Raw genomic sequence first — 14606 nt, 5'->3', positions numbered from 1 at the left:
TTGAGCCAAGAGAAGACTGCCAAGGGGGGAATGAAGGCCAAGCGCCTCAAAGCAGGCTGGGATAATGATTATCTGGCTAAAGTCTTTGCTCAATAAGATGCGTTTGCCCTGGGCATCCACCAAATCATCTAGGTCAATGGGTTTGAGCAGAAATTGCTGAAATCCGTAGGCAAAAGCTGCCTGACTCTCTTCTAGTTTTATACTACTGCTGAGAGCGATCGCGGGTGTCTGTCCGCCTAGTCCTGGCCGCAACCTTCTAATTTCATCGATCAGGGAGAATCCATCTTGTTGGCCCTAACGTAGCGAAGCTACATCCAAGTGCCAAGCTAAAAAAACTGAAAATTGCAACTTGCCCGTAAATGATGACCGGGTTGCCTATAAACTTCACAGCAGAATGAAGGTTTCACGCTCTTCTAATTAGACAGCTTGTCCATAAATAGTCATTTTCCGAAACTCTTGGTTAAATTACGAAAAAATTCTATAACCTTTATCTCACAAGGCTTATAGGCATCATATGGCACTTGGATGCAGCTTCGCTACCTTTGGGCATGGTAGGGTCGCACTATCCCAATGCCATGTATGACGAGAGTGATGAATTAGTTGTAGAGAAGTGGACAGGGAATCTTTTAAGGAGCGTCATAAATGTGCCACGATCGAATACCTTGACGATGAAGGATAGCTTCAACAGACAGAATCTCATCCTCCATCGCCTCTATGATGATCAAATAATCTCCCTGGTTAAATCTGTTGTTGTAATTGTTTGCCTGTTCCTCTGGCACCAGCCATCCTCGAAGCGCGCCGTATACACCACCGGCGGTTGCGGCAATCCCGCTTCCAAAAAAGGTCGTTAAAAGGCTCTCTACCGCCAATGCCTGACCAATACCAGGAATTAGCAGGCTGCCGAGCCCAACAATTAGGGTGAGTGAACCGACTCCTACGCTTCCTGTAATCGCGCCTGTTTTTGCACCTTCTGCTCTGGTTATTGAGGGCTGCCGCACCCTTTGTCTATCTAAATGATCATCTAAACTATTGTCATCATCAGAAGACTTGGTAATCACTGAGAGCTTGTGCATGGGAAAACCCTTGTTTTTTAGCTCAGCTAGTGCCTGTTCTGCGTCTCGGTGATTAGAGAATATACCGATCGCACGTTTGAAATTATGAGAAGTCATGAGAAAAAATGAATAGTTAACAATACAAACTTTGCGGGGTAAGCACGCTCAGAAGAGTGGCTTTATTAAAGCCATTTATGTCAGCGGAGCAAACCGCTTCAGCAACGCAGCTAACGCAATCATGGGTAGCCCAATGCCAAGGCAAGTCAAGCTTTGAGTCAGCGTTAATGCTTCAGTCGCGAATAGCTGGTTCATGAAACTCCACTGGCTAAATAGGAGCTGAAACAGTAGAACACTTGCAATGCCGATCGCCACAGGGTAACCGAATGGCTCATTTTTACCGCGTAGCTTCGCAGCGATCGCTGGAACAAATCGGCTAATGCTTAACAGGTAAAAGGCTTCTGCGGCAACCAGTGCCTGGATTGCCATTGTTCGTGCTAAGGCTTCGTTTCCAGTGGTTTGGATAATCCATTCAAAGGTGCCAAAGATCACAATCCAGTTAAACAGGGAGACAGTTAAAATTCGTGTGATCAGCCTGCGTGACAACAGCGGTTCATTTGCAGGACGAGGCGGCTGTTGCATTGTGTCTGGTGAAGGTGGCTCAAATGCCAGCGGTAGACTCAAGGCCACGGAACTGACCATATTCAGCCAGAGAATTTGTATTGGTAAAATAGGCAGTGGTGTTGCCAGCATGACGGCAATCAAGATGGTCATGGATTCGCCACCGTTCACTGGCAAGATGAAGGCGATCGCCCGCAATAGATTCTTATAAACGGTGCGTCCTTCCTCGACAGCTTTCTCGATCGAGGCAAAGTTGTCGTCTGTCAGAATCATATCTGCCGCTTCTTTCGTGACTCCAGTGCCTGTGATGCCCATTGCTACTCCAATGTCAGCTTGCTTCAGGGCAGGCGCGTCATTGACTCCATCTCCTGTCATTGCCACAATTTCACCTTTGGATTGGAGGGCTTCCACAATCCGCAGTTTTTGTTCGGGTGCAACTCGCGCAAATACATTGCTCTGTTCAACCGCGTTGGCTAATCCTTGCTCATCTAGCCGCGCAAGTTCTTGACCTGTGACAACAGGTGCATTCTTGGTTGAATTTAGACCCATTTGTTGAGCGATCGCGGCTGCTGTTTTGGCATGGTCGCCCGTGATCATCTTGACCTGAATTCCCGCAGACTTACAGGATTCGATGGCTTGAATCGCTTCGGGACGGGGCGGATCGATCATGCCTTGCAGCCCCAGAAATACTAAACCTTGCTCCAGATCAGCATGCTCAATCGAGCTTTGAGAATCAGGGGCAGCTTTCATGGCAAGTGCCAAAACCCGTAACCCTTTTTTTGCCATGTTCTCTACAGTTTGCTCAATTTGCGTTGGGCTGAGAGCGATCGCCTCTCCATCTTCATCCAGCATTTGACGACATCGCTTGAGGATGGCTTCAGCTGAACCTTTAACATAAATCAGCCGTTCTGGGCGGTTGCGATGCAGTGTCGCCATGTATTGAAATTGAGATTCAAACGGCAGGGTGTACAGCCGAGGCAGCGCCTGCTCCAGCTTGTCTGTACCAAGCCCAGCTTTGTGGGCGGCAGCAACCAGTGCTCCTTCTGTGGGGCTACCGACCACCATCCAATTTCCGTCCTGCACTTCTACATGGGAGTCATTACACAACAGTCCGGCTTGCAGGCATTCATACAAGGTGGGTGCCTTTGCCAGGTCGATCACATATCCATTCAGGGAGATTTCTCCATCTGGTGCATAACCCCCACCGCTCACCCGATACCGCTTTCCACCTGCGTCAATTTCCTGAACGGTCATTTGATTCTGGGTCAGGGTTCCGGTTTTGTCGGAACAAATTACAGTGGTGCTGCCTAGTGTCTCGATTGCCGGTAATTTACGAATGATGGCGTGGTGCTTTGCCATCTGAGATACGCCGATTGCCAATGTCACTGTGAGAATGGCAGGCAACCCTTCGGGAATCGCACTGACTGCCAGCGCAACTGCTGCTTTGAACACCTCAATCAAGGAAAACCCTTGAGCAACGCCAACGGCAAAGGTGAAGGTCGCCAAGCCTAAAATGACGTAAAGCAAGGTTTTGCTGAATTTGTCAATTTTACGAGTCAGGGGAGTTTCTATGGCTGTACTCTGCTGCATCAGTTGGGAGAGGTGTCCGGTTTCGGTCATCTCACCAATGCCTACAACAACTCCAAGCCCCTGCCCAAAAGTGATGAGGCTACCGGTGTACGCCATATTGGTGCGCTCTGCGAGCGGAGTGTCTGCTTCTAGGGGCTGAAGGGTTTTTTCGACTGGAACCGATTCTCCTGTCAGGGCTGATTCGTCTACCTGTAAGTCACGAATTTCAAGCAGCCGCAGATCGGCAGGTACTTTATCGCCAGAAGACAGTAGGACGAGATCGCCGGGAACCAGTTCGCGGGATGAAACCACTTGCTTTTGACCGTTGCGGCGAATGGTTGCATCAGTCGTGACAGCTTCCGATAAAGCAGCGATCGCATCCTCTGCCTTCGCCTCTTGCACAAAGCCAATGATGGCATTGAGCAGCGCCACCCCCAAAATCACGCCCGAATCGATCCACTCTTGCAGAAACGCTGTCACCAGCCCCGCAACTAGCAAGATATAGAGCAGCGGTTGATTGAACTGCTGGAGAAATCGCAACCAGGCGCTCTGGTTTTTCTGAGCCGTTAACTGATTCGGACCAAAGCGATCATGTCGCTCCGCTACCTCTGTAAAAGACAAACCCTGCTCAGGATCAGTTTTGAGCAAACGGACAACTTGCTCCTGAGAAAGATGATGCCATTGCTGTTCCGTTGATTTGACGCTGTCCAGTACTACCATCTCATTTTCTCCCGACCCCATATCATCCAGAGCAGCACAACTGCCGTAAGCCAGCGTTGCCTGCTTCACTATCTCTCTAGCGTCCTTGATGAAAGTGATCCAAAAGTGAGCACTTGAAGTTTGGCGCTCACTTTTGGATCACTTTTGTGAGTTAAGACTGGGAAGAAACGGAGGTAGCTTATGGATCTGCAAGCTCTATTTCACTGGATTTATGTGTCTGCGATGGCGATCGGCGCACTATATTTCATTTCACTTGGTACCAATTCGCGTGGTGTTCCCAAATATGAGTATTTAATTACCCCACCAAACTCACTCAACAATTTCATAGCGAACGAGTTGCCGTACATCTTGACGAGATAACTGAAGTTCTTGAGCGATCGCCGCTTCGATTTGATTAGTGTTGGTCATGGGCAATTCCAGTTCCAACCGTTTTAAGATGGGTTCCGTTGTCTCTACCTCAACCTGCGTGACTCCCTGCTGTCGATTGATGATTGCGTTGATTAGCAGGATGTTGATGGAGACAGTCGCTTTAAGCTGAGTGTCTGCCTGAAGTTTTGTTTCGGTCGGTTGGGGTTGCCGTAGTTCTTGAGCCATCAGAAGATTGGTGCCAAACCAAAAGGCAATCGCCACAAACGGCAGTGGCAACCAGAATTCTGCCCCTGATGCTCGCAGCCATCGTTTTGTCGTGCGCCACATACTCCCGTTTCTCATCAGCTTATATGTTCCGCTGTTTGCACTCTAGTACAGCCTGATCTGCTTCAAAATCTAGCTCAAAGGGGATGTATACATAACACTAAGGGCCTATCTTCAATCTTGCAAGCCGCAAAGGGGAGCAACAAAGGAATGAGAGTTTTGCTGGTGGAAGATGACCCAAAACAACTGATGCCACTGCAAATGGTGCTCTCTCAGGCAGGACACAGCGTAGATGGGGTCAAAGATGGCGAGACCGCTCAGTGGCTTTTATCCGAAAAAGAATATGATCTGCTGATTCTAGATTGGATGTTACCCCGTGTCAGCGGTGTAACTCTCTGTCGCGAATATCGAGCAGCCGGAAAAACGGCTCCAGTTTTGATGATCACGGCAAGAGACACTACACCTGAGAAAGTGACTGGATTAGATGCAGGTGCAGATGACTACCTGGTGAAACCGATCGACCTGGTGGAGTTCATGGCACGAGTTCGAGCCTTAAGACGGCGATCGCCCCTTTGGCAGGGAGATATGCTAGGTCTTGAGGATCTCCACCTCCACCTCGATACTCTGAGTGTCGAACGGCAAGGTGCCACTGTTGCTCTCTCTAGCCGTGAGTTTCAACTGTTGGAGTACTTCATGCGCCACCCCCGACAAGTGTTAACCCGCAACCAAATCGAGCAGGCAGTATGGGAGTGGGGCACCGAACCCGAAAGCAATGCAATCACTGTTCTAGTTCGCAAACTGCGTCAACGCTTGCAGGCTGTAGGGGCCGCTGATTGGGTTGAGAGCATCTATGCCATGGGCTATCGCCTAACCCCTCCTGAAGCGCATGAATCCTAAAGGCAAGACGTGTTTAATCGAAGTCGTCGCAACCTGGCTCGTTGGTTCACCCTTTCAATGGGAAGCATTCTGGTGCTGTTTGCTGGAGTGATTTATCAGATTGAAATCGAGGACAAACTGGAAGCACTCGATCGCCTGCTCTACGATAAGACCAGAGTGATGGCTGCCAGTGTGCATTATGAAGTTCGCCAAGACCAGAGTCAGGTCGATCTGAGCCATGTTCCGTTGTTGGGCAGTGGCTCTCATCCGCTTGCAGAGGATCTGATTTATGTGCGCTGGTATAACGCGCAAGGACGGCTCGTTCGCTTTTTTGGCGTGTCTCCTCCAGACAAGTTAGATACGTCCCTTGGTTATCTCACGGTTCAATCGACTGATCTACTTTTGGAGGAAGAAATTTGGCTCCGCCAGGCGACATTACCGGTTGAGGGCAGAACTGGAACCCTAGGTTATCTTCAGGTTGCCACTCCCCTCATGGAAACCCAACAGGAACTTCAGCAGCTTCAGATGGTGCTGACTCTAACAGTCCCGATCACACTAGGACTCATTGCCCTCACAGGCTGGATTCTCAGTGGCTTTGCTATGCAACCGATCCGGCAAGCCTATCAACAGCTTCAACGGTTCACAGCAGACGCTTCCCATGAGTTGCGATCGCCCATTTCCGCGATTCTGACCAACGCTCAACTCGGATTACTCATCACCACCAATGATTCTCCCTATCACCCTCCTTTAGAGAACATTGTGGATAGTGCGAAATCAATGGGCACTCTCGTCAATAATCTGTTGTTGCTCGCTCGTCATCAGGGACAGCTTGCCCCAGAATCACTTAAGTTAATCAATCTCAACGATTTGCTGGGAAGTCTAGTGACTCAGTTTGCGCCATTGGCAGAACAGCAATCTATCAACCTGACCTATGAGCAGCCTGAGCAATTGATCGAGCTATGGGCTGACCCTGATTTGCTACGACAGGCGATCGAAAATTTGCTCAACAATGCCTGTAAATATACCCCTGCTGGTGGCACAATCCTGGTGTGCTTGGTGCTTCACTCTGGTTGGGCAGCGATTCAGGTGATTGACACAGGCGTTGGAATTCCAGAAGCCGACTTACCCTATATTTTCGATCGCTTCTACCGGGTAGACACTCAGCGTTCTCAAGACAGTGGCGGCTTTGGGCTAGGGTTGGCGATCGCCCAGCAAATTGTCCAAGCCCATCGCGGGCGCATCTATGCTACCAGTGAAGTGAGTAAAGGCTCAAAGTTTCAGATTGAATTGCCCCTCAAACCCGATCAATAAGCAACCTTAAACGTTGGATGCTTATCGTGATAAATCTGTAATGTTTATTTTCGAGTGACAGTTAGCTATGTACGTTGTATCTCTTCTGTCACACATGCTAGAGAATAGGAGTGCAGTGAAAACCATTTGTGGGACAATCGCAAACGTGTATAAGTTTAGGGGTTCAACTGAATGCTATGGCTGGCTGTGCTCCTTGGAGTACTGATTGGAGTCATTGGGTTTGGAGCAATTTATCAAACACTGGCTACAAGACGCGATCGCCACAGATTTCTGCCACCCGGAAAATTAATTGAGATTGAGGGTAGTCATTGGCACTACCAAATTGTAGGTGACGGTTCCCCGACCGTCATTGTCGATAGTGGAGCCGGAGGTACTCACCTAGATTGGCAACTTGTGCAGCCTGAAGTTGCGAAATTTACGAGAGTTTTGACCTACGATCGAGCGGGGTATGGCTGGAGTGATCTAAGTTCAGAACCACGCACAGCTCAGCAAGTCGTTAGTGAGTTGCGGCAACTTTTGCAAAAGGCTGAAATCGAGCCGCCTTATGTCTTAGTAGGAATGTCTTTGAGTGGTTTGTTCAGTCGCTTTTTTGCCTATCACTATCCAGAAGAAGTGGCTGGGATGGTTTTAGTCGATGTAGCGCACGAGAGAATGTACGAGGAAACACCAGTCGAATGGGTTGAATTGAACAAGCGGCTCGAAGGACTGTTAACCCATGTAGTCCCAATGATGGGACGTACTGGTCTGCTTCGTTTGCTCGTGACGTTTGATGCTTTACCGCTGGCGGCTGGTTTGTTTCAAAAATTTCCACCTTCGATGAGACCTCTTGCTAAAGCACTCTATTCTCAAACCCAGTTTGGGATAACCTTTGCTCAAGAATCGGCTGCGGTGTCAGTTAGTATGAATCAAGCTGAACAGGCACGTCAGACAAAGTCGTTTCCTGACATTCCTCTCCTTGTTTTGTCGGCTGGGAAGCCAAACTTCGACATCACCCAAGAGGTGCTTGAAAAATTGCAAGAATTACATGCTGATCTAGCGAGTGAATCATCCCAAGGAGTTCACATTGTTGCTCACGAGAGTGGGCATGCAATCCAGCTTGATGAACCAGAACTAGTCATTGATGCAATTCGTCAAGTTGTTGAAAAAGTGCGTTATGGTAACACTCCATAGCAAGCCTGTTGCACTGGAACGAATTTAAGCTAAGGTCAGGGTGCAGAGACTATTGGGTTTGGTGGTCAAAAGCGATCGCAAGTACAACAATGCCGAAAATGACCAAATTCGGCATTGTTGTACTTGCGATCGCTTGAGCTAACAATGGTTTGAGACATATTACAAAAAGCACGCCACTATTTGTTTTCAGCAATGTTTGCAAGAAACGTACAACACCTCCTCTCAAACTGAAAAATCAAGAGGGGCGATTGTTCGTTGCGAACCCACACGCAGGGTGGTGTGGGAGGAGAAGGTTAAATGCCTTCCTCGACCCGATTAGGAAGCGTCACCAGTGCCAATTGACCTATGCCGTATTTAATCTCTTTAATGCTCTCAAAGAGGCTTAATTCATACCACATGCACATTACTTAGAGTTAGGTAGGCAGTTGGGCAATAGGCCGCCATAGGTCATAGATATCAACCTCCTGCTCTTCGAAGATTTCCAACAATGACTTCCGGCCTTGCTGGACCGCGTACACCCGCTCCTGAGAATAGAGTGGTATCACCCACAGCAAGTGTGTGTGGTGATCTAGATCATGATGCACGTAATCAGTCTGCTCCTCAAAATCTGGGCGGATAATCAAGATATCAGTCAACGGTGACTGGGCAACAATCCCGTTGCCATCACTGCCGTGAATCGTATGGCCATTGCCAAAATAGGTTTGGTACACAAAGGGATACAGGGCCAGCGCTCCGATACTGGGAACAAGATCCTCGTCAGCTTGACTTGTCATTACAAATAATTCCATATGCATAGGTTTGCCGTCGGGGATGAACATTGGCTGGTGACGCGCGCCTAGAGTTGCATAGATCCATGTCTCTGGAGCAGAAAACGAAAAGACGTATACCAAAAAAGGTTGGAGGGGTACAGCGGCAGGATGCTCAAATCGATGACACTCTCGTGGTTCGCCCCACAACTTAATGTAATGGTTCAGAACTTCCTGGTCCTGTTGACTCATGTCCGCTCTATCCTCTTACGTTTAGACAGAATTGATTCAGTCTATCTACCCTATAGGCATTGAGGGATTTAATCAGTTCACTCACTGGCTTTTCTTCGGCAAGGATGGAGTGATTACTGAGAACGACCCGGAAGAGCAAGAGAAACGACTCAAGTACCTTGATGTTGTGGCTTGTGCCGTTATTCTTCAAAATGCAGTGGACATTTCTTGAGCTATCCAGAGCTTGCATGCAGAGGGGCACAAGGTAGACCGGGAATCGCTGGCAGTTCTCAGCCCTTACATGACTCGACAATTAAAACGATTTGGGGATTATGTGGTGGATCTACAGTCAATTCCACAGCCCTTAAAGACTGCCATTTCACTGCCAGTAAAAATCGCTGAAAGCTAGCAACGCCCTTGTATAGCAGTGGAGAATTTTTGGTCGCTAAGGCTGAAAAGCTCATGAAATAAAACTTTCAGGCATTGGTCTAATTAAGTGCATAATGGTTCGAACTGTTACACTTTCAAGTATTTCTGTGACAGTTGATGCTAGGAGATTTGATTCTACGTTGATACAGTCTTGTCACTAGCGAAACAACATCGATTTTATCCAGTTTTTCCCATTGAAGACGTGTGAATTGACAGGATTGCTCTGACTAATTCCTCTGGGTCTACAGGTTTTGCAATATGACGCTGAAACCCAGCATTGATCGCTCGTTTTTGTTCAGCTTCACTGGCATAGGCAGTCAAGGCGATGGCGAGGATTTGCCCTCCCGCGTCTGAACTCAACGATCGCACTTGCTGAATCAACCAGTAGCCATCTTCTTCTGGCATTCCGATGTCGCAAATCAGCACATTGTATTGACTGGGAGCTTGATTCAAAGCGGATAACGCGTCTCTGGCAGATGAGGTGCTCTGCACTTCAGCCCCATAATCTTCTAGCACAAACTTGATTAGCTCACAGGTATCAACTTCATCATCAACCGCTAAGATCTGCAAGCCTGCTAAAGAAGAAACAAGATCGCTCGAACGTTCTAATGCCGTTGAATCTGAATCGCTCAACGGTGTAGATTCTTGGGGAAGATCGCGCAGGGGCAACCTGACGGTCAGCGTTGTTCCTTGTCCTTCACCCGGACTGGCTGCTTGCACTGTGCCGCCATGCAGTTCAACGATATCGCGCACGATCGAGAGTCCTAGACCTAGACCTGCCTTGGCTTTCGTGGTGCTGGAATCGCCTTGACGGAAGCGATCAAAAATGTAAGGCAACAAATCGACTGAAATGCCCTGTCCAGTATCGCTCACTTGGATTTGAGACTGCCCTTGGATAGCCTCCATCGTAATCTCAATGCGTCCATTTGGTGGAGTGAACTTAATGGCGTTTGACAACAAATTCCCGAAGACTTGCTGCAAGCGATCGGCATCCCCAACGATGGTTTGAGAACTCAACTGAGCAATGATTTGAATGTTTTTGGCTTCAGCTACTAATTGAATGGTCTCGATCGCAGCTCGCACCACAAGGCGCAGATCAAGCGGGTGGGTGCGGAGATTGAGCTTGCCGCTGACAATCCGAGAGGTATCTAAAATATCTTCAACGAGCTGGGCTTGCGCTCTGGCACTCCGCTCAATCATCTCTAAAGCGCGAGCGGCAGTGGCTTCATTCAGGGTGCGGGTGCGGAGCATTTGTGCCCAACCCAGCATCACGTTGAGGGGATTTCGAAGTTCATGCGAAAGGTTTGAGAGAAATTCATCTTTAACTCGGTTGGCATCTTCCGCTATCTGACGGGCTGCCTGCTCCACTTCAAATCGCTTCCGTTCGGTGATGTCTGCGATCGCCAGCAAAATCATGTCAGCGTTGTCTGCTCGTTGCAGCTTACAGGCATTCAGCAGCATCGTTTTGTGCCCAATCTGCTCAAAATGATGATCCACCTCAAAATTTTGAACCTGCCGATTGCTGGTCGAAACCTCTTCTAGAAGTGATCGCAGTTGGGGAATATTCCACTGTCTATTGCCTAGCTCAAACCAAAAAGATTGCTTGGTTTCAGCTTCAGAAACCTGAAACATATTGTAGAACGCTCGATTGACCGTCTTCACTCGCAGCTCGGCATCCAGCACCACTAAAGGGGTTTGCACCGTTTCGACGATCGCTTCTGCGTAGTTCCGCTCTGCCTCTAAGACTGCTGCATGACGTTTAAGCGCGTCGATATCGAGAAACACCATCGTCACCCCGTCAATTTGGTTTTCGGTTGTGCGATAGGGACGAATTCGCAGGGAATACCAATAGCCAGATTGGGTTTGAATTTCTTGTTCTCTCGTGTTGAGTGTCTCCAGCACCTCTAACGTCATCGATTCTAGGTGAGAAACGTCAAAATCGGTGCGGAAGTCGTTAAACGGTCGTCCGACATCGGTGGAAATGAAGTTGAACAGGCGCTGGGCAGTGGGGGTGAAGCGGCGAATTCTCAAATCATTCGTCAGCATCAAGATCGGTACACTGAGGCTGTCAATAAAGTTGTTCAGGTCGCTATTGTCTCGGTTTTGTTGCAGATTGCGGTTCCGGAGTTCCTCGTTGGTGGTGGTGAGTTCCTCGTTCGTCGCCTGGATCTCCTCTTTAGCGGTTTGGAGTTCTTCATTGGTGCTTTGCAACTCCTCGTTACTCGACAAGATTTCTTCGTTTGCCACTCGCAGGCTTTGGTTGAGATAGTTGTGTTCTTGGATCACTGCCTGCAAATGCGCTTGTGCTGAAAGCTCTCGTTGAGTTGAGGCTGACAGGGCTTGACGAAGCTGAATGATTTCACGCTCCAAATCTTCGAGTTCCCGGCGTTCAACCGGAGTGGCAGTAAAGGGAGTGACCGGAGGTAAAACCGCTTCAAAAATGACCAAAAAATATAGCTCGTTAGCGATCGTCGGTTGGAAGGGAATCACTTCTAGATTGAGGCAAGTTGAGTGCTCACCCAATTCAAGCTGAATTTGTTCTTGCCGAACCGAGATGTTTTGGGTTTGAGCTTGATAAAAGGCAGTGCGAAGCGGCATCGCCAAGCCTTCCCGTGCCATCAGCAGCAGGTTTAAGTCAGTCGTTCCGGGAGGCAGTTTTAGGTAGGGATCGGTGTCTCCGCGCAGGTCGAGAATGCGCATCTGGTCGTTCACCACGACGGACACTGGCGCGTAGCGATTTGAGATAAGTTGAGCGACTTCTCGCGCTAAATCAAACGTATTGGTATTGGTCTCACCGATTCGCTGCTGACTCTCGCCGCTGACCAGGGGATAAGAACGGGTTGTGAACGAAAACAGCGGACGAGTCAAGGTCAATTTGCGAGCGTAAATTTTGGCAGATTCGTGAACTGAAGTAAACAAGTCTGAGGCAGTCTTGATGCTTTCGGAAGTGCCCAGCATCAAAAAGCCGTTTAAGTTAAGACTGTAATGAAAAAGGGACATGATGCGCTCTTGCAATGTATCTGATAAATAAATCAGCACATTGCGACAGCTAATCAAGTCAAGGTTGGAGAACGGCGGATCGCCTCCTAAATTGTGTCGGGCAAAGACACACAGTTCCCGGAGGTTGCTGCTAATTTGATACCCTCCGGAGATAGGAACAAAGAAGCGGTTGAACCGATCGGGTGAAACTCCTCCAAGCTGGTTTTCTAAGTAGAAGCCGACCCTGGCTTTGTTGAGCGCCGCTTCGCTGATATCGGTGGCAAAAATTTGGATCGGCGGTATGGTAGCACGATCGCTGAAAAATTCTAATAAGCAAATGGCGATCGAGTAAACCTCTTCCCCCGTAGAACACCCTGCGACCCAAATCCGGATCGGAGTGTTAGCCGTTTTATTTTGGCTAATGGTGGGAAGAACCTGCGTTTTTAACTGCTCAAAGGTTTCTGGATCGCGGAAAAAACTGGTGACATGAATCAAAATCTCTTCATACAAGGCTTGAACTTCAACCGGGTGTTGTTTCAGATACTGAGCATACTCCTCTAAGCTTTCGAGCTTATACAACAGCAGCCGACGCTGCATGCGGCGAGCGATCGTCGTGGGTTTGTAAAGCGTGAAGTCAATGCCGGTTGTGGTTCGCAACAGCGCAAGAATGGTTTCCAGGGCATTGCCAGGTTGGGGCAACTCCTGCACAATCTGGCTCTGAAGCGACTCTGAACGGTGTAAAACGAGACTACGACTGAGTTTTGTCAGTTCTGTGGCAATGGCTTGCGGCGGCAGCACAAAATCCACGCTGCCAGTCGCCACAGCGGTATTCGGCATACTGTCAAATCTGGCGGTTGCTTCACATTGAGCAAACGTCACACCGCCTGCTTCCTTAACCGCTTTGACCCCCTGTGCCCCGTCTCCATCCATGCCCGATAGAACCACTGCGATCGCTTTGTTCCCCCGATCTACTGCTAAGGAGCCAAAAAATACATCTCCGGGTACATAGCGACCCTGAATTTTCTGGCGTGGAGCGAGATGAAAGGTGCCATCTACCAGCGTCATCTGAGCGTTAGGCGGAATTACGTAAATCTGATTTGGTTCAACCACCATCTGGTCTTGCACCTGATGCACAGGCATTTCGGTGACTCTGCCTAAGATTTCGGATAGCAGACTTTCGTGACTGGGAGAGAGATGTTGAATCAGCACAAATGCCACGCCTGTATCTGTCGGCAAGTGACGAATCAGGTCTGTGAATGCCTCCAGTCCCCCGGCAGAAGCAGCGATCCCTACTACTGGAAAAGGAGCATCGGTCTTAGCGAGAGACCCTATGTCCATGAGTTCAGAAGCGTTGGCTTCAGGTAAATCTTCGGGGGGGGGAAGTCATAAACAATACATGTACTACTGACTATTCGAGAATGAAGAATTGGGGAACTAAAAATTTTTTGGAAAATACTGTTTCAGCAAACGGTGAGCCGTTTCGCGGTCTGCTTCACTGCCAAACTGACTCATTTCGATCGTTAAGGCGTTTAGTTGCCGTAAGGCTAAAGGCATTGGCTTAGCGCGATCGTTCTCCCAACGGTTTACCGTTACTAATGTCACACCGAGTTTGGCGGCAAACTGCTCTTGAGTCAGCCCACACAGTACTCTCAATTCACGGACAAGCTGGTTTATATCAGCGGATGGGGAGTTAGCTTTAGGCATTGTCAACGACATGAATTAACCCTCGTCCAAACATTAACAAATGATGCGTCATCCGTTAACGTTTAGCACGTCAAAAGGCTAAGGCAAATCTACCTTTGGGTATTTCTTACCTACTAAAGCTTGTCAAAGCCTATCTATTGCTTTTGCCTTAAACGCCTTCGTATAGCACTGAAGAAGAAATGGTTGCTAAGGATCAGCTATCCCATTTTCGATAGCTGAGCTAGTTACAGAGACAAGGCTATATCAACGTAGAATCAACCCTCCTAGCATCGACTGTCCCAAAAATGGTTAAACGTGGAACAGTTCGAACCATTATGCACTTAATAAACCAATGCCTGAAAGTTTTATTTCATGAGCTTTTCAGCCTTAGCGACCAAAATTTCTCCACTGCTATACAAAGGCGAGCAACAGCAAAGCTTTGATGCCCATATGATAAAGAATTACACGTATCTCGGCGTGCGACTCGTTCCTGCCCAAGTCAAGCCCCTCCACAAGGTTTGAAATAAAGCAGGGTCAGGGGTAGAACCTTGATAACTCAACTTCTGTATGGTGCGTCCAATCTGGACAA

Annotated in this window: 11 protein-coding genes; 4 read left to right on the top strand and 7 right to left on the bottom strand. The window is 48.5% G+C overall.

The genetic code is table 11. The features are described from left to right. The 4 genes from NDA01_RS29200 to NDA01_RS29185 all read right to left on the bottom strand — a co-directional run. Positions 1–252: hypothetical protein (locus tag NDA01_RS29200; protein WP_348230768.1), on the bottom strand; the 252-nt coding region annotated here is incomplete at its 3' end. Between the two features lie 374 nt (positions 253–626). Then, complete coding sequence (locus NDA01_RS29195) at positions 627–1169, bottom strand: hypothetical protein (RefSeq protein WP_348230766.1); 543 nt, start codon at positions 1167–1169, stop codon at positions 627–629. A gap of 75 nt (positions 1170–1244) precedes the next feature. After that, positions 1245–4028, bottom strand: a complete 2784-nt coding sequence (locus NDA01_RS29190) for a cation-translocating P-type ATPase (RefSeq protein ID WP_431193567.1) — start codon at positions 4026–4028, stop codon at positions 1245–1247. A gap of 240 nt (positions 4029–4268) precedes the next feature. Then, positions 4269–4655 (bottom strand): hypothetical protein, encoded by a 387-nt coding sequence (locus NDA01_RS29185; protein WP_348230765.1) that lies wholly within the window; start codon positions 4653–4655, stop codon positions 4269–4271. Positions 4656–4802: 147 nt separating this feature from the next. On the opposite strand from NDA01_RS29185, the gene NDA01_RS29180 reads away from it, so the two are divergent. The 3 genes from NDA01_RS29180 (at position 4803) to NDA01_RS29170 (ending at position 7949) form a co-directional block, all read left to right on the top strand. Then, a complete protein-coding gene (locus NDA01_RS29180) occupies positions 4803–5489 on the top strand; it encodes a response regulator transcription factor (RefSeq protein WP_348230764.1) in 687 nt (228 codons plus the stop codon). 9 nt (positions 5490–5498) lie between these two features. Then, the gene (locus tag NDA01_RS29175) at positions 5499–6779 is read left to right on the top strand and encodes a sensor histidine kinase (protein ID WP_348230763.1); all 1281 of its coding nucleotides are present in this window, start codon (positions 5499–5501) and stop codon (positions 6777–6779) included. 171 nt (positions 6780–6950) lie between these two features. Beyond that, positions 6951–7949, top strand: coding sequence for an alpha/beta hydrolase (locus NDA01_RS29170; protein WP_348230762.1), 999 nt, complete (start codon positions 6951–6953; stop codon positions 7947–7949). Between the two features lie 413 nt (positions 7950–8362). Here the strand turns inward: NDA01_RS29170 and NDA01_RS29165 are convergent, their stop codons facing one another. Further along, positions 8363–8947, bottom strand: a complete 585-nt coding sequence (locus tag NDA01_RS29165) for a suppressor of fused domain protein (protein WP_348230761.1) — start codon at positions 8945–8947, stop codon at positions 8363–8365. 31 nt (positions 8948–8978) lie between these two features. On the opposite strand from NDA01_RS29165, the gene NDA01_RS29160 reads away from it, so the two are divergent. After that, a complete protein-coding gene (locus NDA01_RS29160) occupies positions 8979–9158 on the top strand; it encodes a Tn3 family transposase (RefSeq protein ID WP_348230760.1) in 180 nt (59 codons plus the stop codon). Between the two features lie 374 nt (positions 9159–9532). Here the strand turns inward: NDA01_RS29160 and NDA01_RS29155 are convergent, their stop codons facing one another. Together NDA01_RS29155 and NDA01_RS29150 are read right to left on the bottom strand one after the other, a co-directional pair. Further along, entirely contained in the window at positions 9533–13672 is a 4140-nt protein-coding gene (locus NDA01_RS29155; protein ID WP_348230759.1) for a chemotaxis protein CheB, read from the bottom strand. A gap of 96 nt (positions 13673–13768) precedes the next feature. Beyond that, positions 13769–14050: a helix-turn-helix domain-containing protein gene (locus NDA01_RS29150; RefSeq protein ID WP_348230758.1), complete on the bottom strand. Its 282-nt coding sequence runs from the start codon at positions 14048–14050 to the stop codon at positions 13769–13771. Positions 14051–14606: the final 556 nt, after the last annotated feature.

It is taken from the genome of Trichocoleus desertorum AS-A10 (genome assembly GCF_039962155.1).
In the GTDB taxonomy this organism is placed as follows: Bacteria; Cyanobacteriota; Cyanobacteriia; order FACHB-46; family FACHB-46; genus Trichocoleus.
The sequence above is the reverse complement of the archived record's forward strand: the minus strand, read 5'-3'. Positions and strand labels throughout refer to the sequence as shown.